The organism is Streptomyces sp. URMC 126 (assembly GCF_051386555.1).
Lineage (GTDB): Bacteria > Actinomycetota > Actinomycetes > Streptomycetales > Streptomycetaceae > Streptomyces.
Genome location: NZ_JBPQTX010000212.1, coordinates 1 through 12698, shown reverse-complemented (window position 1 = coordinate 12698; position 12698 = coordinate 1). Strand labels below are relative to the sequence as shown.

General features: G+C 74.2%; 17 protein-coding genes. 2 read left to right on the top strand and 15 right to left on the bottom strand.

Going from position 1 to position 12698, the window contains the following annotated elements; translation table 11 throughout:
* Positions 1-36: 36 nt before the first annotated feature.
* Positions 37-1266 (bottom strand): FAD-dependent monooxygenase, encoded by a 1230-nt coding sequence (locus tag ACSNOK_RS23065; protein WP_436782662.1) that lies wholly within the window; start codon positions 1264-1266, stop codon positions 37-39.
* A 191-nt stretch (positions 1267-1457) separates the two neighbouring features.
* Here ACSNOK_RS23065 and ACSNOK_RS23060 point away from each other — a divergent pair, with 191 nt between their 5' ends.
* On the top strand, positions 1458-2312 hold the full coding sequence (locus ACSNOK_RS23060) for an LLM class flavin-dependent oxidoreductase (protein WP_436782661.1): 855 nt from the start codon (positions 1458-1460) through the stop codon (positions 2310-2312).
* 57 nt (positions 2313-2369) lie between these two features.
* On the opposite strand, the gene ACSNOK_RS23055 is transcribed toward ACSNOK_RS23060, so the two are convergent.
* The 11 genes from ACSNOK_RS23055 to ACSNOK_RS23005 form a co-directional block, all read right to left on the bottom strand.
* Complete coding sequence (locus ACSNOK_RS23055) at positions 2370-3575, bottom strand: nucleotide disphospho-sugar-binding domain-containing protein (protein ID WP_436782660.1); 1206 nt, start codon at positions 3573-3575, stop codon at positions 2370-2372.
* Between the two features lie 164 nt (positions 3576-3739).
* A complete protein-coding gene (locus ACSNOK_RS23050) occupies positions 3740-4603 on the bottom strand; it encodes an NAD(P)-dependent oxidoreductase (protein ID WP_436782659.1) in 864 nt (287 codons plus the stop codon).
* 66 nt (positions 4604-4669) lie between these two features.
* Positions 4670-4981 carry an antibiotic biosynthesis monooxygenase family protein gene (locus tag ACSNOK_RS23045; RefSeq protein WP_436782658.1) on the bottom strand — a complete coding sequence of 104 codons (312 nt, stop codon included), beginning with the start codon at positions 4979-4981 and terminating at the stop codon, positions 4670-4672.
* Complete coding sequence (locus ACSNOK_RS23040; protein WP_436782657.1) at positions 4971-5291, bottom strand: antibiotic biosynthesis monooxygenase family protein; 321 nt, start codon at positions 5289-5291, stop codon at positions 4971-4973. The genes ACSNOK_RS23045 and ACSNOK_RS23040 overlap by 11 nt, the downstream gene beginning before the upstream one ends.
* Positions 5291-6043 carry an SDR family NAD(P)-dependent oxidoreductase gene (locus ACSNOK_RS23035; RefSeq protein WP_436782656.1) on the bottom strand — a complete coding sequence of 251 codons (753 nt, stop codon included), beginning with the start codon at positions 6041-6043 and terminating at the stop codon, positions 5291-5293. Before ACSNOK_RS23035 ends, ACSNOK_RS23040 begins: the two co-directional genes overlap by 1 nt.
* A 68-nt stretch (positions 6044-6111) precedes the next feature.
* On the bottom strand, positions 6112-6567 hold the full coding sequence (locus ACSNOK_RS23030; protein WP_436782655.1) for an anthrone oxygenase family protein: 456 nt from the start codon (positions 6565-6567) through the stop codon (positions 6112-6114).
* Between the two features lie 10 nt (positions 6568-6577).
* Positions 6578-7039, bottom strand: coding sequence for an SRPBCC family protein (locus ACSNOK_RS23025; RefSeq protein WP_436782654.1), 462 nt, complete (start codon positions 7037-7039; stop codon positions 6578-6580).
* Positions 7040-7068: 29 nt separating this feature from the next.
* Positions 7069-8301 (bottom strand): ketosynthase chain-length factor, encoded by a 1233-nt coding sequence (locus ACSNOK_RS23020; RefSeq protein ID WP_436782653.1) that lies wholly within the window; start codon positions 8299-8301, stop codon positions 7069-7071.
* A complete protein-coding gene (locus tag ACSNOK_RS23015) occupies positions 8298-9587 on the bottom strand; it encodes a beta-ketoacyl-[acyl-carrier-protein] synthase family protein (protein ID WP_436782652.1) in 1290 nt (429 codons plus the stop codon). The genes ACSNOK_RS23020 and ACSNOK_RS23015 overlap by 4 nt, the downstream gene beginning before the upstream one ends.
* A complete protein-coding gene (locus tag ACSNOK_RS23010; RefSeq protein WP_436782651.1) occupies positions 9584-10018 on the bottom strand; it encodes a cupin domain-containing protein in 435 nt (144 codons plus the stop codon). Before ACSNOK_RS23010 ends, ACSNOK_RS23015 begins: the two co-directional genes overlap by 4 nt.
* A 52-nt stretch (positions 10019-10070) precedes the next feature.
* Positions 10071-10406 carry a TcmI family type II polyketide cyclase gene (locus tag ACSNOK_RS23005; protein WP_436782650.1) on the bottom strand — a complete coding sequence of 112 codons (336 nt, stop codon included), beginning with the start codon at positions 10404-10406 and terminating at the stop codon, positions 10071-10073.
* A 214-nt stretch (positions 10407-10620) separates the two neighbouring features.
* On the opposite strand from ACSNOK_RS23005, the gene ACSNOK_RS23000 reads away from it, so the two are divergent.
* Entirely contained in the window at positions 10621-11025 is a 405-nt protein-coding gene (locus ACSNOK_RS23000; protein ID WP_436782649.1) for a SchA/CurD-like domain-containing protein, read from the top strand.
* Between the two features lie 72 nt (positions 11026-11097).
* Here the strand turns inward: ACSNOK_RS23000 and ACSNOK_RS22995 are convergent, their stop codons facing one another.
* The 3 genes from ACSNOK_RS22995 to ACSNOK_RS22985 all read right to left on the bottom strand — a co-directional run.
* Positions 11098-11550: an anthrone oxygenase family protein gene (locus tag ACSNOK_RS22995; protein ID WP_436782648.1), complete on the bottom strand. Its 453-nt coding sequence runs from the start codon at positions 11548-11550 to the stop codon at positions 11098-11100.
* Positions 11547-11936, bottom strand: a complete 390-nt coding sequence (locus ACSNOK_RS22990; protein WP_436782647.1) for a SchA/CurD-like domain-containing protein — start codon at positions 11934-11936, stop codon at positions 11547-11549. The genes ACSNOK_RS22995 and ACSNOK_RS22990 overlap by 4 nt, the downstream gene beginning before the upstream one ends.
* A partial coding sequence (locus ACSNOK_RS22985) for an SDR family NAD(P)-dependent oxidoreductase (protein ID WP_436782646.1) occupies positions 11936-12698 on the bottom strand: 763 nt, incomplete at its 5' end. The genes ACSNOK_RS22990 and ACSNOK_RS22985, both read right to left, overlap by 1 nt.

Here is a 12698-nt window from a genome sequence, read left to right as displayed (position 1 = left end):
GGCTCGGGGCCGGCCGGCCCCGAGCCCCTCCCGCGTTCAGCGGCCGGCGGTCTCCCCGCCCACGTCGACCTTCTTGATCGACCACCGCGCGATACGCAGGGACATCTCCACGCCCTCGGTCGCGTACCTCACCATGTCCCCCTGGTACGCGGCCACGGCGTCCGCGAGGTCCCGCTCGCCCCGGTCCACCGCGGCCAGCGCCTCGGTCAGCGCCGCGGCGTCGCGCACCGCCGTGTTGGCACCCACCCCGCCGGACGGCGGCATGGTGTGCACCGCGTCCCCCAGCGGCACGACCGGGCCGGTCTCCCAGGGAACGACGGGCACATGTGCCCGCAGGGCCACGCCGAAGGTCAGCTCCGGCCGGGCGTGCCGGAAGATCCCGCGCAGCCCGGGGTGCCAGGCGGCGGTCCGTGCGGCCGCGAAGCCGCACAGGCCGGGCCCGTCCAGGGCGAGGAAGTCCTCGTCCGGCATGCCCAGGTCCTCACGGTGCACGTTCAACACCGCCATGTAGTAGTCCCCGGTCTCCGGCAGCCGGAGCCCCGGCCACAGCCGGGCCGCCGTCTCGCGCACCCCGCTCCGGAACGACATCGGCATCAGCCCGAGGTGGCCGCCGTCCGTGCCGATCACATAGCTGAAGCGGTCCCGCAGCGGTTCCGGCAGCCCCGCGCGCACCGCGTCCGAGCGGGTGATGCGTGAGAACACCGTCCGGACGCCCAGATCACGAGGTCGGCGGTCGGGCAGGAGATGCGCGCGCACCTGCGAGTTGGCCCCGTCGGCGGCGACCAGCACATCGCCCTCGGCGGTGCTGCCGTCGGCGAAGTGCGCCACCACCCCGCCGCCCGGCCGTCGTGCGCAGTGTGTGAAGGTCTTGCCGTAGCGGACCGACGGCTCCAGCCCGGCGAGCAGCACCCGGCGCAGCACGTCCCGGTCGACCGCGTCGACCCTGTCGGGGCGCTCGCCCCGCGGATCGTCGAAGCTCGGCGTCCACCGGGGGGTGAGCCGCTCGTCGTACGCGTCCATGCCGTTCTCGCCGCGCCGGTGCGCGGTGGCCACCAGTAGGTCCCGCAGCGGCGGCGGCAGGCAGTCGCGCAGCGCCGCCTCACCCTCCGGGCTGATGCGCAGACGGTAGCCCTGGCGCCGTTCGTCCGGGCCGCAGTCCCGCTCGTGGACGGTGACGTCCACGCCGGCCCCGCGGAGGCCCTGCGCGAGACACAGACCGCCGACGCCCCCTCCGATCACCAGGACCCGCATTCCGTTCCGGCCCATCGGCACGCTCCTCTCGCACGGTGTGTCGGCCCACTGTGCGGACGACGGCTCGGAAATCCCTGGAGGGCCCGTCGCGATCCACCGGAACTGGACGGGCCTTCGAGAGAACGCCTGCAAGGTGGCCGCACGCCGGGGGCCCGCGCGGCGGCGCCCGGCCCGCGCCCACCGCACTCTCAAGGAGCTGATCAGGTATGGAATTCGGGTTGGGCCTGCCCACCACGGTCCCCGACAAGGACGGCCCCGCGCTCGCGGCGTGGGCCCGCCGGGCCGAGGACGCCGGATTCGCCAGTCTCGGCGTGATCGACCGGCTCGTCTACGACAACTACGAGCCGCTGACGGCCCTGGCCGCCGCCGCGGCGGTCACCGAACGCGTACGCCTGACGACCGGCGTCCTCATCGCCCCCTACCGGACCCAGACCGCGCTGCTGGCGAAGCAGGCGGCCACCGTCTCGGCGCTGTCCGGCGGCCGGCTGGTGCTGGGCGTCGCCGCGGGCGGCAGGGAGGACGACTTCCAGGCCGTTGACGCCACGTACCACGACCGCGGGCGCCGGCTCGACGCCCAGCTCGCCGAGTTGCGCGACATCTGGCAGGGCAAGGGCGAGGTGTCCGGCATCGGGCCCGAACCGCCCGCCGGGAAACCGCAGCTGCTGGTCGGCGGGCACTCGTCGGCGGCCATGCGGCGCGCCGCCCGCCTCGGCGACGGCTGGTTCTGCGGCGGCAGCTCCGCGTCGGCGTACGGCGACCTGGTCGCACGGGCCCTCGAGGCATGGAAGGAGGAGGGCCGCACCGGCCGGCCGCGGCTGGTGTCCCTGGCGTACGCGGCGCTCGGCCCCGGTGCGCGGGAACTCGCCCAGGCGTACCTCGGCGAGTACTACGCCTTCGCCGGACCCTTCGCCCAGCGCATCGCCTCCATGGCAGTCACCGACCGGAAGGAGCTGGTGGACCTGGCCCAGAGTCATGCGGAGACCGGGTGTGACGAACTGATCCTGATGCCGTGCTCGGCCGACCCGCGCCACCTTGAGTCCCTGGCGGAAGCCGTCCTGTGACCGACCGCGGGGGCCGCCCACCGGAATATCGGTGGGCGGCCCCCGCCCGCCGTCGCGTCAGCGGCGCCCGGCCGTGCGGACCGGTAGGGTGCGGGCCAGTTCCGCCGCCACCCGCGCCGGTGTCGGCCGGGCGAGCATCTCGGCGCCCATGCGGCGCGCGGCGGCCCGCGACGCGCCGTCGTCCAGCAGCGCGTACGCCTCGGCACGCAGCCGCTCGGCCGTCGCCTCGTCCCGGCTCAGCACCCGGCCCGCCCCCACGGCCGCCACTCGCCCGGCGTGCCCCGCGTGGTCCGGCAACTGCGGTACGAGCAGCAGCGGAACGCCCGCCCGCAGCGAGGTCAGCACCGTGGCCGCCCCGCCGTGGGCCACCACAAGACCGGCGGACGGCACCAGCGCGTGCAACGGCACGTCCGTCACCACGCGTACGCCCGCCGACCCGTCGAGCAGCGCCGGATCGAGCAGATCCCGCTGCCGGGCCGACACCGCGAGCACCACCTCGACGCCGGGGCTCGCCAGTGCAGCGGCCGCCCGGCCACCGAGGAAGAGCCGGGCGTCGAGGCGGGCCATGGTGTGCCCCCACGTCACCACGGCCCGGCGCACACCCGGGGGAGGGTCCCCGAGCGGCGGCCGGGGGACCGCCGCGCAGCCGTTGTACGGCACGTACCGCACCCGCGTCCGCCGGTACGCGGCGGGCGGTTGCAGGGCGTCGGGGCAAGGATCGACGGTCAGCGTCCCCAGGGCGTCGAAGTCCTCGACGCCGTACCGTTCCAGGAACGGCGCCACGGTCCGCGGCAGCAGCGTACGGGCGCGCGCCAGCAGGTCCGTGCCGTACAGCACCCGGACCGCCGGCACCCCGGCCGCCGCGGCGGCGACCGGACCGGCCAGCGCGGTCGGCTCGTACACCACCAGGTCCGCACGCCAGTCGCGGGCCAGCTCCACCAGGCCGTCGGTCATCGACGCGGCGAGCGACGCGACCATCCGCAGCGCCCGCGGAGCGGTGTCGCCCGGCAGCGGTTCCCCGGCGGCGGGCGGCGCGGGCGGCGGGACGTCCGCGGACGGCAGCACGTAGCCCCGCACCATGCCGGCGGCGTCGGTGTCGCCGCCGACCACCGCGCCCGGCAGCCCGGTACGGTCCGTCTCCGGCTTGAGCGCGGGCGGGCCCGCGACCAGCACCTCGTGGCCGGCGGCCCGGAACGCCGAGGCCAGCGGCACGAGGGCGTACAAGTGCGAGGGCCAGGCCCACGACGTGAACAGTACGCGCATGACTCGTCTTGTCCCTTCGTGACGACGTGGGCCCGCTCGGCCGGCGGAGCGGGCCGGGAGCGGCCCGCCGCGCGGGGGCCCGGCGGCCTCCGTCGCGGGAGACCCACCGGTCCGTATGCGGCGGGCCGGGGTGCTGACACGGGTTCCAATCCGGAGGACGCGCCCTACGCGGGATGGTCGACGATGACCGAGGCGTCCTTCGCGCCGTCGCCCGCGGCGACCACGGACGCGAACCGCTCCCGCACCGTGTCCAGCACCGGCAGGTCGAGGCCGAGCTCGCGGGCGGCCCGGGTCGCGATGCCGATGTCCTTCTCCATCAGATCGGTGCGGAAGAAAGCCGGCTCGTAGGAACCGCGCAGCATCAGATCGGCACGGAAGCGCATCACCATCGAACTGAACCCGGACTCGGCGACGGTCGAGATGATCCGGTCCCGGTCCAGCCCGGCGGCGACCCCGTAGGAGACCGCCTCCGCCATCGAGGCGACCTGGGCGCCGAGCAGCAGGTTGAGGACGACCTTGAGGCTGCTCGCGGTGCCCGGCGCGCCGAGGTGCAGCACCTGCGAGCCGAGCGCGTCCAGCACCGGCCGGACCTCGGCCAGGTCCGCCTCGTCCCCGGAGACGAAGACCCGCAGCCCGCCCTGACGGGCCTGCGGCGGATTGCCCACGACACACGCCTCGACGCGCCGCAGCCCCTCGCCCGCCAGCCGGCCGGCCGCCTCCCGGGCGAAGGCGGGGGACACCGTCGAGGTGTCCACGACGAGCGCCCCCGGCTCCAGGACCGGCACGACCCGGCCGAACAGCACCTCCTCGACGGCCTGCTCGTCGCTGAGGCTCAGCAGCACGACCCGGTGACCCGCGGCGGCCGCCTCGGGCGACTCGGCCGCCCGTGCCCCGGCCCGCACCAGCGGCTCCGCCTTGCCGGCAGTCCGGTTGAACACGGTCAGCCCGTACCCGCTCGCCAGCAGCCGGTGCGCCATCCCGCCGCCCATGGCTCCCAGGCCGATGAACGCCAGTCGTCGGTGGTCCATGACCACTCCTCTCTCCGGTCCTCTCTCCGGTTTCTCCGGTACGGCCGACACAGCGGCACACGTGCCTCAGTACGCGGCGTCGACCTCGTACACGGCGAACGGGGCGGCGGCCCGCGTGTCGCGGAACGGGCGCAGCGGAGCCGTGTCCTCGCGGTGCTCCGCACCCCTCTCCCACTCCAGGAAGGCGGCCATGGACTCCCAACGGCTCAGCACCGCCAGCGCGGTGGGGTCCGTGGGGCTGCGCAGCAGCTCGTTGCCGAGCAGCCCCGGCACCTTCGCCAGCCGTTCGCTGGCCCGGTGGTAGGCCGAGCGGACCGCGGCGAGCTGCTCCTCGTCGTACGCGGCCTGGTAGACGACGACCCGGACTTCAGCGGGCACGGCCCACCGCCCTGCCCTCGACGTGCGCCACCATCTCCATGGGGTGGAAGGAACCGGCGCGGCGGAACGGGTGCAGCTTCGCCCGGTGCTCCAGGTGCGCGGGACTGTTCTCGAACTCCCGGAAGCGGGCCTCGTCCAGCCAGTCGCTGACGATGTAGTACGTGCCCTCCTCGGCCGTGGCCCGGGCCAGCGACTGGCCCAGGTTGGCCGGGTGCCCGGTCACGGCGTCGCTGCCCTCGCGCCACACCCGCTCGAAGGCGCGCTCGCGGCCCGGCTCGATCTCCATGCGGAGCATCACACGGAAGGTCATCAGGAGATCCCCCCGTCGACACCGATGACGTTGCCCGTCACATAGCGGGACAGGTCACTGGCCAGCCAGAGCACGGCGCCCGCGACCTCCTCGGGCTTGCCGAGCCGGCCGAGGGCGGTCTTCGCGCCGTAGCGTTCGGCCATCAGGGTGCGCTGCTCCTCGGGCAGCGCGTGGAAGTTCTCGGTCTCGATGACGCCGAGGGCGACCACGTTGAACCGGATGCCCTTGGGCCCGAACTCCCGTGCCAGCGAGCGGTTGAGGCCGACGAGCGCCGCCTTGGTGGCGGTGTAGTGGGCCCGCAGCGGCACGCCCGCGTCCACGGCCCGCGAGCCGATGCCGACCACCGAGGAGCCGGCGCCGAGCAGTGGCAGGGCGTGCTGGATGACGAGGTGGGTGCCCGTGAGGTTGGTGGCGAGGATGCGCTGCCACTCCTCCTGCGGCAGCTCGCCGTAGGGGACGTGGCTGATGGCGCCGGCGTTGTTGACGAGCAGGTCGAGCCTGCCGTACCGGTCCTTGACGTGGTCCAGCAGCTCGGCCACGTCCGACGGCCGGGTCAAGTCGGCGCGGACGACGGAGTGGTCACCGCCGAGCGCCTTCAGCTCGGCCTCCAGGGAGCCGACGAAGTCACTGTCGGTGTGGTAGCAGGTGACGACATCGACACCGGCCCGGGCCAGGGCCAGGACGATGCCGCGGCCGATGCCCCGGGTACCACCGGTGACCAGGGCCTTCTTTCCGCGCAGGGCGAGTTCCATGATTCCTCCGTGGGAGATCGGACAGGGGGACGCGGGCGGGCGGGACGCAGCGCGGGTCGGGAGCGGGGTCAGAGCAGCACGCCCAGCCCCGCGCAGTTCGCCAGGAGAGCGGTGATGGTCAGCAGGCTGCGCACGCGGTTCCAGACGCCCCAGTCGCGGCGCGGGTCCGCGAAGTCGGCCGGCAGCCGGTCCGGGTCCAGCGTGCGCATCCACCGGTTGACCGGGGCGTTGCGGGTGAGCGAGATGACGGCGGTGGCGACGGCCAGGACGGCGGCCGCCGCGAACGCCGCCTGCGCGGCCGGCTCCGGCGCCAGGAACGCCAGCGCGGTGTCACAGCCGACCGTGCCGACCAGGCAGAGCGGCATCGCGGGGTCGTAGCGGGTGCCGAAGAACGCGTGGGCGTGCACGTACCGGTCGACGGGCAGGGAGGCCAGGTACGGGAAGCCGCCCAGCTGGGTGCCGAACAGCACCCCGGCCGCCAGCCCGTTCAGCAGCAGCGCCAGCGGAGTGAGCAGGGCCAGCACGGCGGACTCCTCAGCGGACGAGGGCGCGCGCGGCGGCCTCGACCTTCTCCTTGATCAGTGCCATCTGCACCGTGGTGTTGCGGTTCAGGCGCTCGGTCATCTGCTCGTCCGTGACCGGGGCCGTGGGCTTCATCCGGAAGTCCTGAACCCACCGCATCCGAACGCCGCCGGGCTCCTGCGTGTAGTCCCAGAAGATCTTCATGTACGCGAACGGGCCGGTCTCCACCCGCTCGGCACGCACGGTCCGGCTCTCGGCGGAGGCGGTGCGCCGCGAAACCCAGCTCCACACCCGGCCGTTCTCGTCCGGGTGCATCGTCAGGCGGAACAGGACGGTGTCGCCGTCGCGCTCCAGCACCTCGGCGGCGGCGTACTCGCTGAACAGGTCCGGCCACTTCGGCACGTCGTTGGTCATCCGCCACACCAGGTCCATGGGCGCGTCGATGACGATGTCGTTGTCGGTGTGTCCGCTCACGGTGCATGCTCCTCGTGTCGTCGTGGTGGTCAACGGCCCAGGACCAGGGCCGAGGTGAATCCCCCGTGGCCGCGTGCCAGGACCAGGGCCCGGCGCAGCGGCAGTTCCCGTGGCGCGCCGGTCACCAGGTCGATCTCCAGCCCCGGAGCGGGGCGTTGGGTGCCGACGGTGGGCGGGATCACCCCGTCGCGCAGCGACAGCAGCGCCGTCGCCACGTCGAGCGGGGCACCGCCGCCGTAGAGCCGCCCGGTGAGCGTCTTGGGAGCCGTGACCGGCACGGCCGACGGGCCGAAGACGGCGGCGAGGGCCGCGGCCTCGTCACGGTCGTCGGCGGGCACCCCGGCCGCGTCGGCGAACACCACGTCGATGTCGCGCGGGGTGAGTCGGGCGGCGAGCAGGGCCTGTCCGACGACCCGGCGCAGCGCCCGGGGACGCCCCGAGCCGGCCGGCGGGTCGAAGCCGGCGGCGTGGCCGAGCACCCGCCCGTACTCCGTCCGGGCCCCGCGGGCCCTGGCGGCCGCGGCGCTCTCCAGGACGAGGATGGCGCCGCCCTCACCGGGCACGTACCCGCGGGCCCCGGCGTCGAACGGCAGGTAGGCCCGCTCGGGGTCGGTGGCCGTGGACAGCTTCCCGGTCGTCAGCTGCGCGGCCAGCCCGTACGGGCACAGTGAGGCGTCCGTACCGCCGGTGAGCACCAGCCGCGCGCCCCGGTCGGCCAGCCGCTGGGCCTGGGCGATGGCGTCGAGGCCGCCGGCCTGCTCACAGGCGAGCACGCCGCAGGGGCCGCGCATGCCGTGGCGGATCGAGAGCTGGCCAGTGGTGGCCGCGTAGAACCAGGCGATCGACTGGTAGGCGCCGACCCAGGAAGGGTCGTGTTGGTAGAGCGCCGTCATCTCCCGCTGGCCGAACTCCGTGCCGCCCGAGGACGAGGAGGTCACCACGGCCATCTCGTACTCGGGCAGTTCGGACGGGTCGACACCCGCGTCCCCGAGCGCCTCCTCGGCGGCGGCGAGCGCCAGGTGCGTCCAGTGGTCGGTCTGCGAGACCAGCCGGGCCGGCCGTACGGCGGTCCGCGCGTCGAAATCCGGTACCTCGCCCGCGAGCCGCGCCGGGTAGCCGGACGCGTCGAAACGGGTGGCCGGGCCGATCGCCGACGTACCGGCCAGCGTCGCCGCCCAGTGATCCTTGACGCCGACACCCGTCGGGGCGACGACGCCGATGCCGGTGATCACCGGGGGCCGGGGGGTCGTCGTACCGCTCATGTGTCGGTCCTTCCGGCCGCGGCCGCCGCGGTGCCCGGACGTGCCAGCAGCATCGCGGTCTGGAAGCCGCCGAAGCCACTGCCTACGCTCAGCACCACGTCCATGGCGTGCTCGCGCGCTGTGAGCGGCACGTAGTCCAGGTCGCACTGGGGGTCGGCGTGGCGCAGGTTGGCCGTCGGCGGCACGACCCGGCGTTCGAGAGCGAGCGCGCAGGCGGCCACCTCGATCGAGCCGATCGCGCCCAGCGAGTGGCCCACCATGGACTTGATGGAGCTCACCGGGATGTCGTGGGCGTGCGCCCCCAGGCTGCGTTTGAACGCCGCCGTCTCGTGCCGGTCGTTCTGCTTGGTGCCCGACCCGTGCGCGTTGACGTAGTCCACCGCACGGGGATCGAGCCGGGCCCGGTCCAGGGCGACCGTGACGGCCTCCGCCATCTCCCGTCCGTCGGGCTTGAGGCCGGTCATGTGGTACGCGTTGCTGCGGCTCGCGAAGCCGACGACCTCACCGTAGACGCGGGCGCCCCGTCGCTCGGCGGCCGTCCGCTCCTCCAGTACCAGGACGGCCGATCCCTCGCCGAGCACGAAGCCGTCCCGGTGCCGGTCGAAGGGGCGGGAGGCGTGCTCGGGATCGGCGTTGTTCGGGGACGTCGCCTTGATCGCGTCGAAGCACGCCGAGGTGATCGGGGACAGCGGGGCGTCGGTGGCGCCGGCCAGCGCCACGTCGGCGCTGCCCTCCTCGATCAGCTGGACGGCGTGCGCAACGGAGTCGAGACCGGACGTGCAGCCGGTCGAGATCAGTGCGACCGGCCCCTCGGCGCCGACTTCCCAGGCGACCTCGGCGGCCAGCGTGCTGGGCACCATGTAGCCGTACAGGTGCGGCACGCCGTACTCGTGGTCGACCAGCCACTCGCGGCCCCGGTCGCTGAGCACGACGTACTCCTCCTCCAGCCCCATCGTGCAGCCCACCGCGCTGCCGATGCTCACCGCCAGCCGCTCGGGCGGCAGCGCCGCGAGGTCCAGGCCGCTGTCCTGGACCGCCTCGCGGGCGGAGACCACGGCGAACTGGGCGGCGCGGTCCATCCGGCGCACCTGGCGCGGCTCCAGGCCCGCGGCGGCCGGGTCGAAGTCGACCTCGGCGGCGACCTGCGAGCGGAAGGCGGCCGGGTCGAACAGGGTGATGCGCCGGGTGGCGGTGCGCCCCTCGGACAGCAGGTTCCAGAACGCCTCCCGGCCCACCCCGCCCGGCACCACGGCGCCAATTCCGGTGATGACGGCGCGTCGCCTCACGACGCCCCGCTCACGTCCGGGTTGGCCTCCTCGGGACGCTGTGCCTCCTCGGTGTCCACGTGCCCGAGCTCCGGCCGCGGGGCCAGCGGGGACAGGTGGAAGGCGCAACGCGCCGCCGTGTGGCCGGTGTTGACCAGGCGGTGCCGGACGCCGATCGGGACCAGCAGCGAGTCACCGGCGGCCAGCCCGATCGGTTCACCGTCCAGCGTCATCGTCAGCTCGCCGTCGACGACGTGCAGGAACTCCTCCGAGTACGGGTGGTAGTGCTCGGTGACGAAGTCGCCGGGCTCCAGCGTCAGCACGCCGCCGAAGCCCGAGGTGCACCCGACGGTGCGGGGGCTCAGGGTGACGCGGAGGTCGCCGCCGCGCTTGGTGTTGGGCGCGACCTCGCCGGCTGAGACCTTGACGGTCCGGGTGATGGCGGTGGTCATGAGAGTTTCCTTCCGGAAGGCGGGAGGGCACGGAGCCGGTGGCACCCAGGGCTCACCGGACCCGCCCCTCGTCCTTCGTCCAGACGTAGAAGGGGTCGGCCATCGCGTCCTTGGGCTCCTTCCACTCCGGGTCGTACGGCTCGACGCACGTGGCCAGCCGCGTGTTGACGTCCTGGTAGAGCGGGTGGCTGCGGGCCCGGTAGAGGTTGGGCGTGATGTCCTGGTCGGCCTCGACGAGGTGGAAGTAGAGCCCGTGGAACCGGAAGAGGGTGCGACGCGAGACACCGACCAGATGCGGCAGGTCGGTGGTGTCGGACTCGCCGAAGATCCGGGCGATGTCGTCGGACTTGTCGGGCTTGAGGCGGGCGACGATCAGGGTGCGGTGCACGGCGTACCTCCCGGAATGTGCCACGGACAGTGTCGGACCGGACCGTCGCACCGCCGTCTGGAGAGCCGCTCGAGGACTCCTCCAGCCCCGGCCGGACCTGCCGGACGGCCCCTTGAGCCACCCGCGAGCAGGCCCGGCTTCACTGGGACACCCACCGGCACGGGGACACCCGCCGGCATGGGGACACCCACCGGCAACCACGAGGAGCCGACGCATGCCGTTCGCAGCGATCACCTACGACATCAAGCCCGGGTACGAGAAGGAACTCACCGGGATCTTCGGCGACTTCCGGCGGGTTCGGAGCAGCAGCGTGCCCGACGCGCAGGGCCGCCCGGCCGGCACCATCCTGGCCACCGCGGTCTTCCTGCGGGACGACACACTGGTCCGCGTCATCGAGTACACCGGTGACCTCGACGCCGTCGCCCGGCACATGGCCGGGCAGCCCGGGGTGCGCGAGGTGGAGCGTCGGCTCAAGCCGTACCTGAGCCGCCCCCGGGACACCGACACGGTGGAAGGCTTCGTGGCCACCTTCCGGCGCAGCCTCCTGACGACCGTCGCCGAGATCTCCGTACGGGATCGGGAAGCGGCCGGCCGGGCACCGGACACGCCGCGGCCGTGAGACACCCGGCCCGTACGCCTCCGGCCCTTCCGCACACCGGGTGCGCGGAAGGGCCGGAGGCGTACGGGGGGTTCAGGCCGCCGTGACGGCGGCGGCCGTCACCCCCAGGGCCAGCACGGCGAGGGCCGTGCGCAGCAGGTGCCAGCGGCGCCACAGCGGCCGGGGGTCCTGCCAGTCCGCCGGCAGCGCCGCGGGGTCGATGATGGCCTTCACCCGCCGGTTGATGGGCACGTTGCACAGGTGGGAGACGGCCGAGACCCCCACCAGCAGGACGACGGCGAGCACGAACAGCGCCCGGGCCGCGCCCTCCGTCAGACCGGCGAGCACCCCGTTGACGAGCGCGCTGCCGAGCACGACGGCCGGCATCGTCGGATCCCAGTTCCGGCCCAGCAGCCTGTGCGCGTACACGTACGTGCCGGTGTCCATGGCGAGGAGCGCGGGCACCACGCTCAGCGCCACGGCGAACAGCACCCCCGCGGTGACACCGCCGCCGAGCAGCGCCACGACGGCCAGCACAGCGGTCATGACGCCCGCGTCGCGGCGGGATGGGTGTCCACGGTCAGCTGCGCGATCGAGCGCATCGTCGCCTCGCGGAAGTACGCGGCGAAGTCTCGCTCCGAACGGGTGTCCCGGGCCTCGGCCAGGTACGGGGCCAGCTTCTCCTCCAAGAGGTGGACGCCCTGCTGCGCGGCCATGTGCCGGCCGACGGCCGAGAAGTCGCCCTCGTAGTGGATGACCCGTACCAGCACGTCGTCCTTGAGGAAGACGGCCGTGCCCAGCAGCCGGCCGGCCCGCTCGCCGGACTCACCGTCGAACTCGGGCCGGTCGACCCGCCGGAAACCCGCGAAGATCTCTGCGATCTCCTCCTCGTGGCCCGGCTTGACGCGATAAGTGATGGCGGCGTAAGGCATCAGATTCCTCCGTCGACGTCGAGGGTGACACCGGTGATGTACGCGGCCGAGTCACCGGCGAGAAACAGCACCGCCCCGGCCACGTCCTCGGGGCGGCCGAGCCGGCCGAGCGCCGTCATCGCGGCGATCCGCTCGGCGACCGGGGGCGGCGGGCCCGTGCCGGGCCCGGCTGCGGTCACGCCCGGGGCCACCGTGTTGACCCGGACGCCCCGGCCGCCCAACTCCTTGGCCAGCGCCCGGGTGAAACCGACCAGGGCCGCCTTCGAGGCGCTGTAGTGCACCCCCAGGGGCCGCCCGCGCAGCCCCGCCGAGGCGCCCACGTTGACCACCGAGGCGCCCTCCGCGAGCTGCCCCACCAGCGCGTGGGTGACCTGGTAGACCGACGTGGTGTTGTGGTCCAGCACCCGGCGCCACTCGGCCTCGGCGAGATCCTCGAACTTCGCGTGGCCGTCCACGCCGACGTTGTTGACCAGCACGTCCACTCCGCCGAGGTGCTCCCGTACCGCGTCCGCCACCGACCGGGCACCGGCCGCCCGCGTGACGTCCGCCCGCACCAGGACGGGCGGCGCGCCTTCGAGGGCGGTCAGCTCCCCGGCGAGCCGCCGGGGTGCCTCGCCGTCGCTTCGGTGGACGACAGCCAGGCGGGCACCGGCCCGGGCGAAGGCCAGCGCGATCGCCCGGCCGATGCCGCGGGTGCCACCGGTCACCACCACCCGGCGGCCGCCGAAGGCGGCGGCGGGAGCGGGCGGGCCGGGGGAGTGG

Bases quoted from the DNA above. Each gene is read 5' to 3' on its own strand.
- ACSNOK_RS23050 (WP_436782659.1), bottom strand. From the start codon at position 4,603: ATGGACCACCGACGACTGGCGTTCATCGGCCTGGGAGCCATGGGCGGC.
- ACSNOK_RS23065 (WP_436782662.1), bottom strand. From the start codon at position 1,266: ATGGGCCGGAACGGAATGCGGGTCCTGGTGATCGGAGGGGGCGTCGGC.
- ACSNOK_RS23010 (WP_436782651.1), bottom strand. From the start codon at position 10,018: ATGACCACCGCCATCACCCGGACCGTCAAGGTCTCAGCCGGCGAGGTC.
- ACSNOK_RS23060 (WP_436782661.1), top strand. From the start codon at position 1,458: ATGGAATTCGGGTTGGGCCTGCCCACCACGGTCCCCGACAAGGACGGC.
- ACSNOK_RS22990 (WP_436782647.1), bottom strand. From the start codon at position 11,936: ATGCCTTACGCCGCCATCACTTATCGCGTCAAGCCGGGCCACGAGGAG.
- ACSNOK_RS23000 (WP_436782649.1), top strand. From the start codon at position 10,621: ATGCCGTTCGCAGCGATCACCTACGACATCAAGCCCGGGTACGAGAAG.
- ACSNOK_RS23020 (WP_436782653.1), bottom strand. From the start codon at position 8,301: ATGAGCGGTACGACGACCCCCCGGCCCCCGGTGATCACCGGCATCGGC.
- ACSNOK_RS23040 (WP_436782657.1), bottom strand. From the start codon at position 5,291: ATGACCTTCCGTGTGATGCTCCGCATGGAGATCGAGCCGGGCCGCGAG.
- ACSNOK_RS23035 (WP_436782656.1), bottom strand. From the start codon at position 6,043: ATGGAACTCGCCCTGCGCGGAAAGAAGGCCCTGGTCACCGGTGGTACC.
- ACSNOK_RS22995 (WP_436782648.1), bottom strand. From the start codon at position 11,550: ATGACCGCTGTGCTGGCCGTCGTGGCGCTGCTCGGCGGCGGTGTCACC.
- ACSNOK_RS23055 (WP_436782660.1), bottom strand. From the start codon at position 3,575: ATGCGCGTACTGTTCACGTCGTGGGCCTGGCCCTCGCACTTGTACGCC.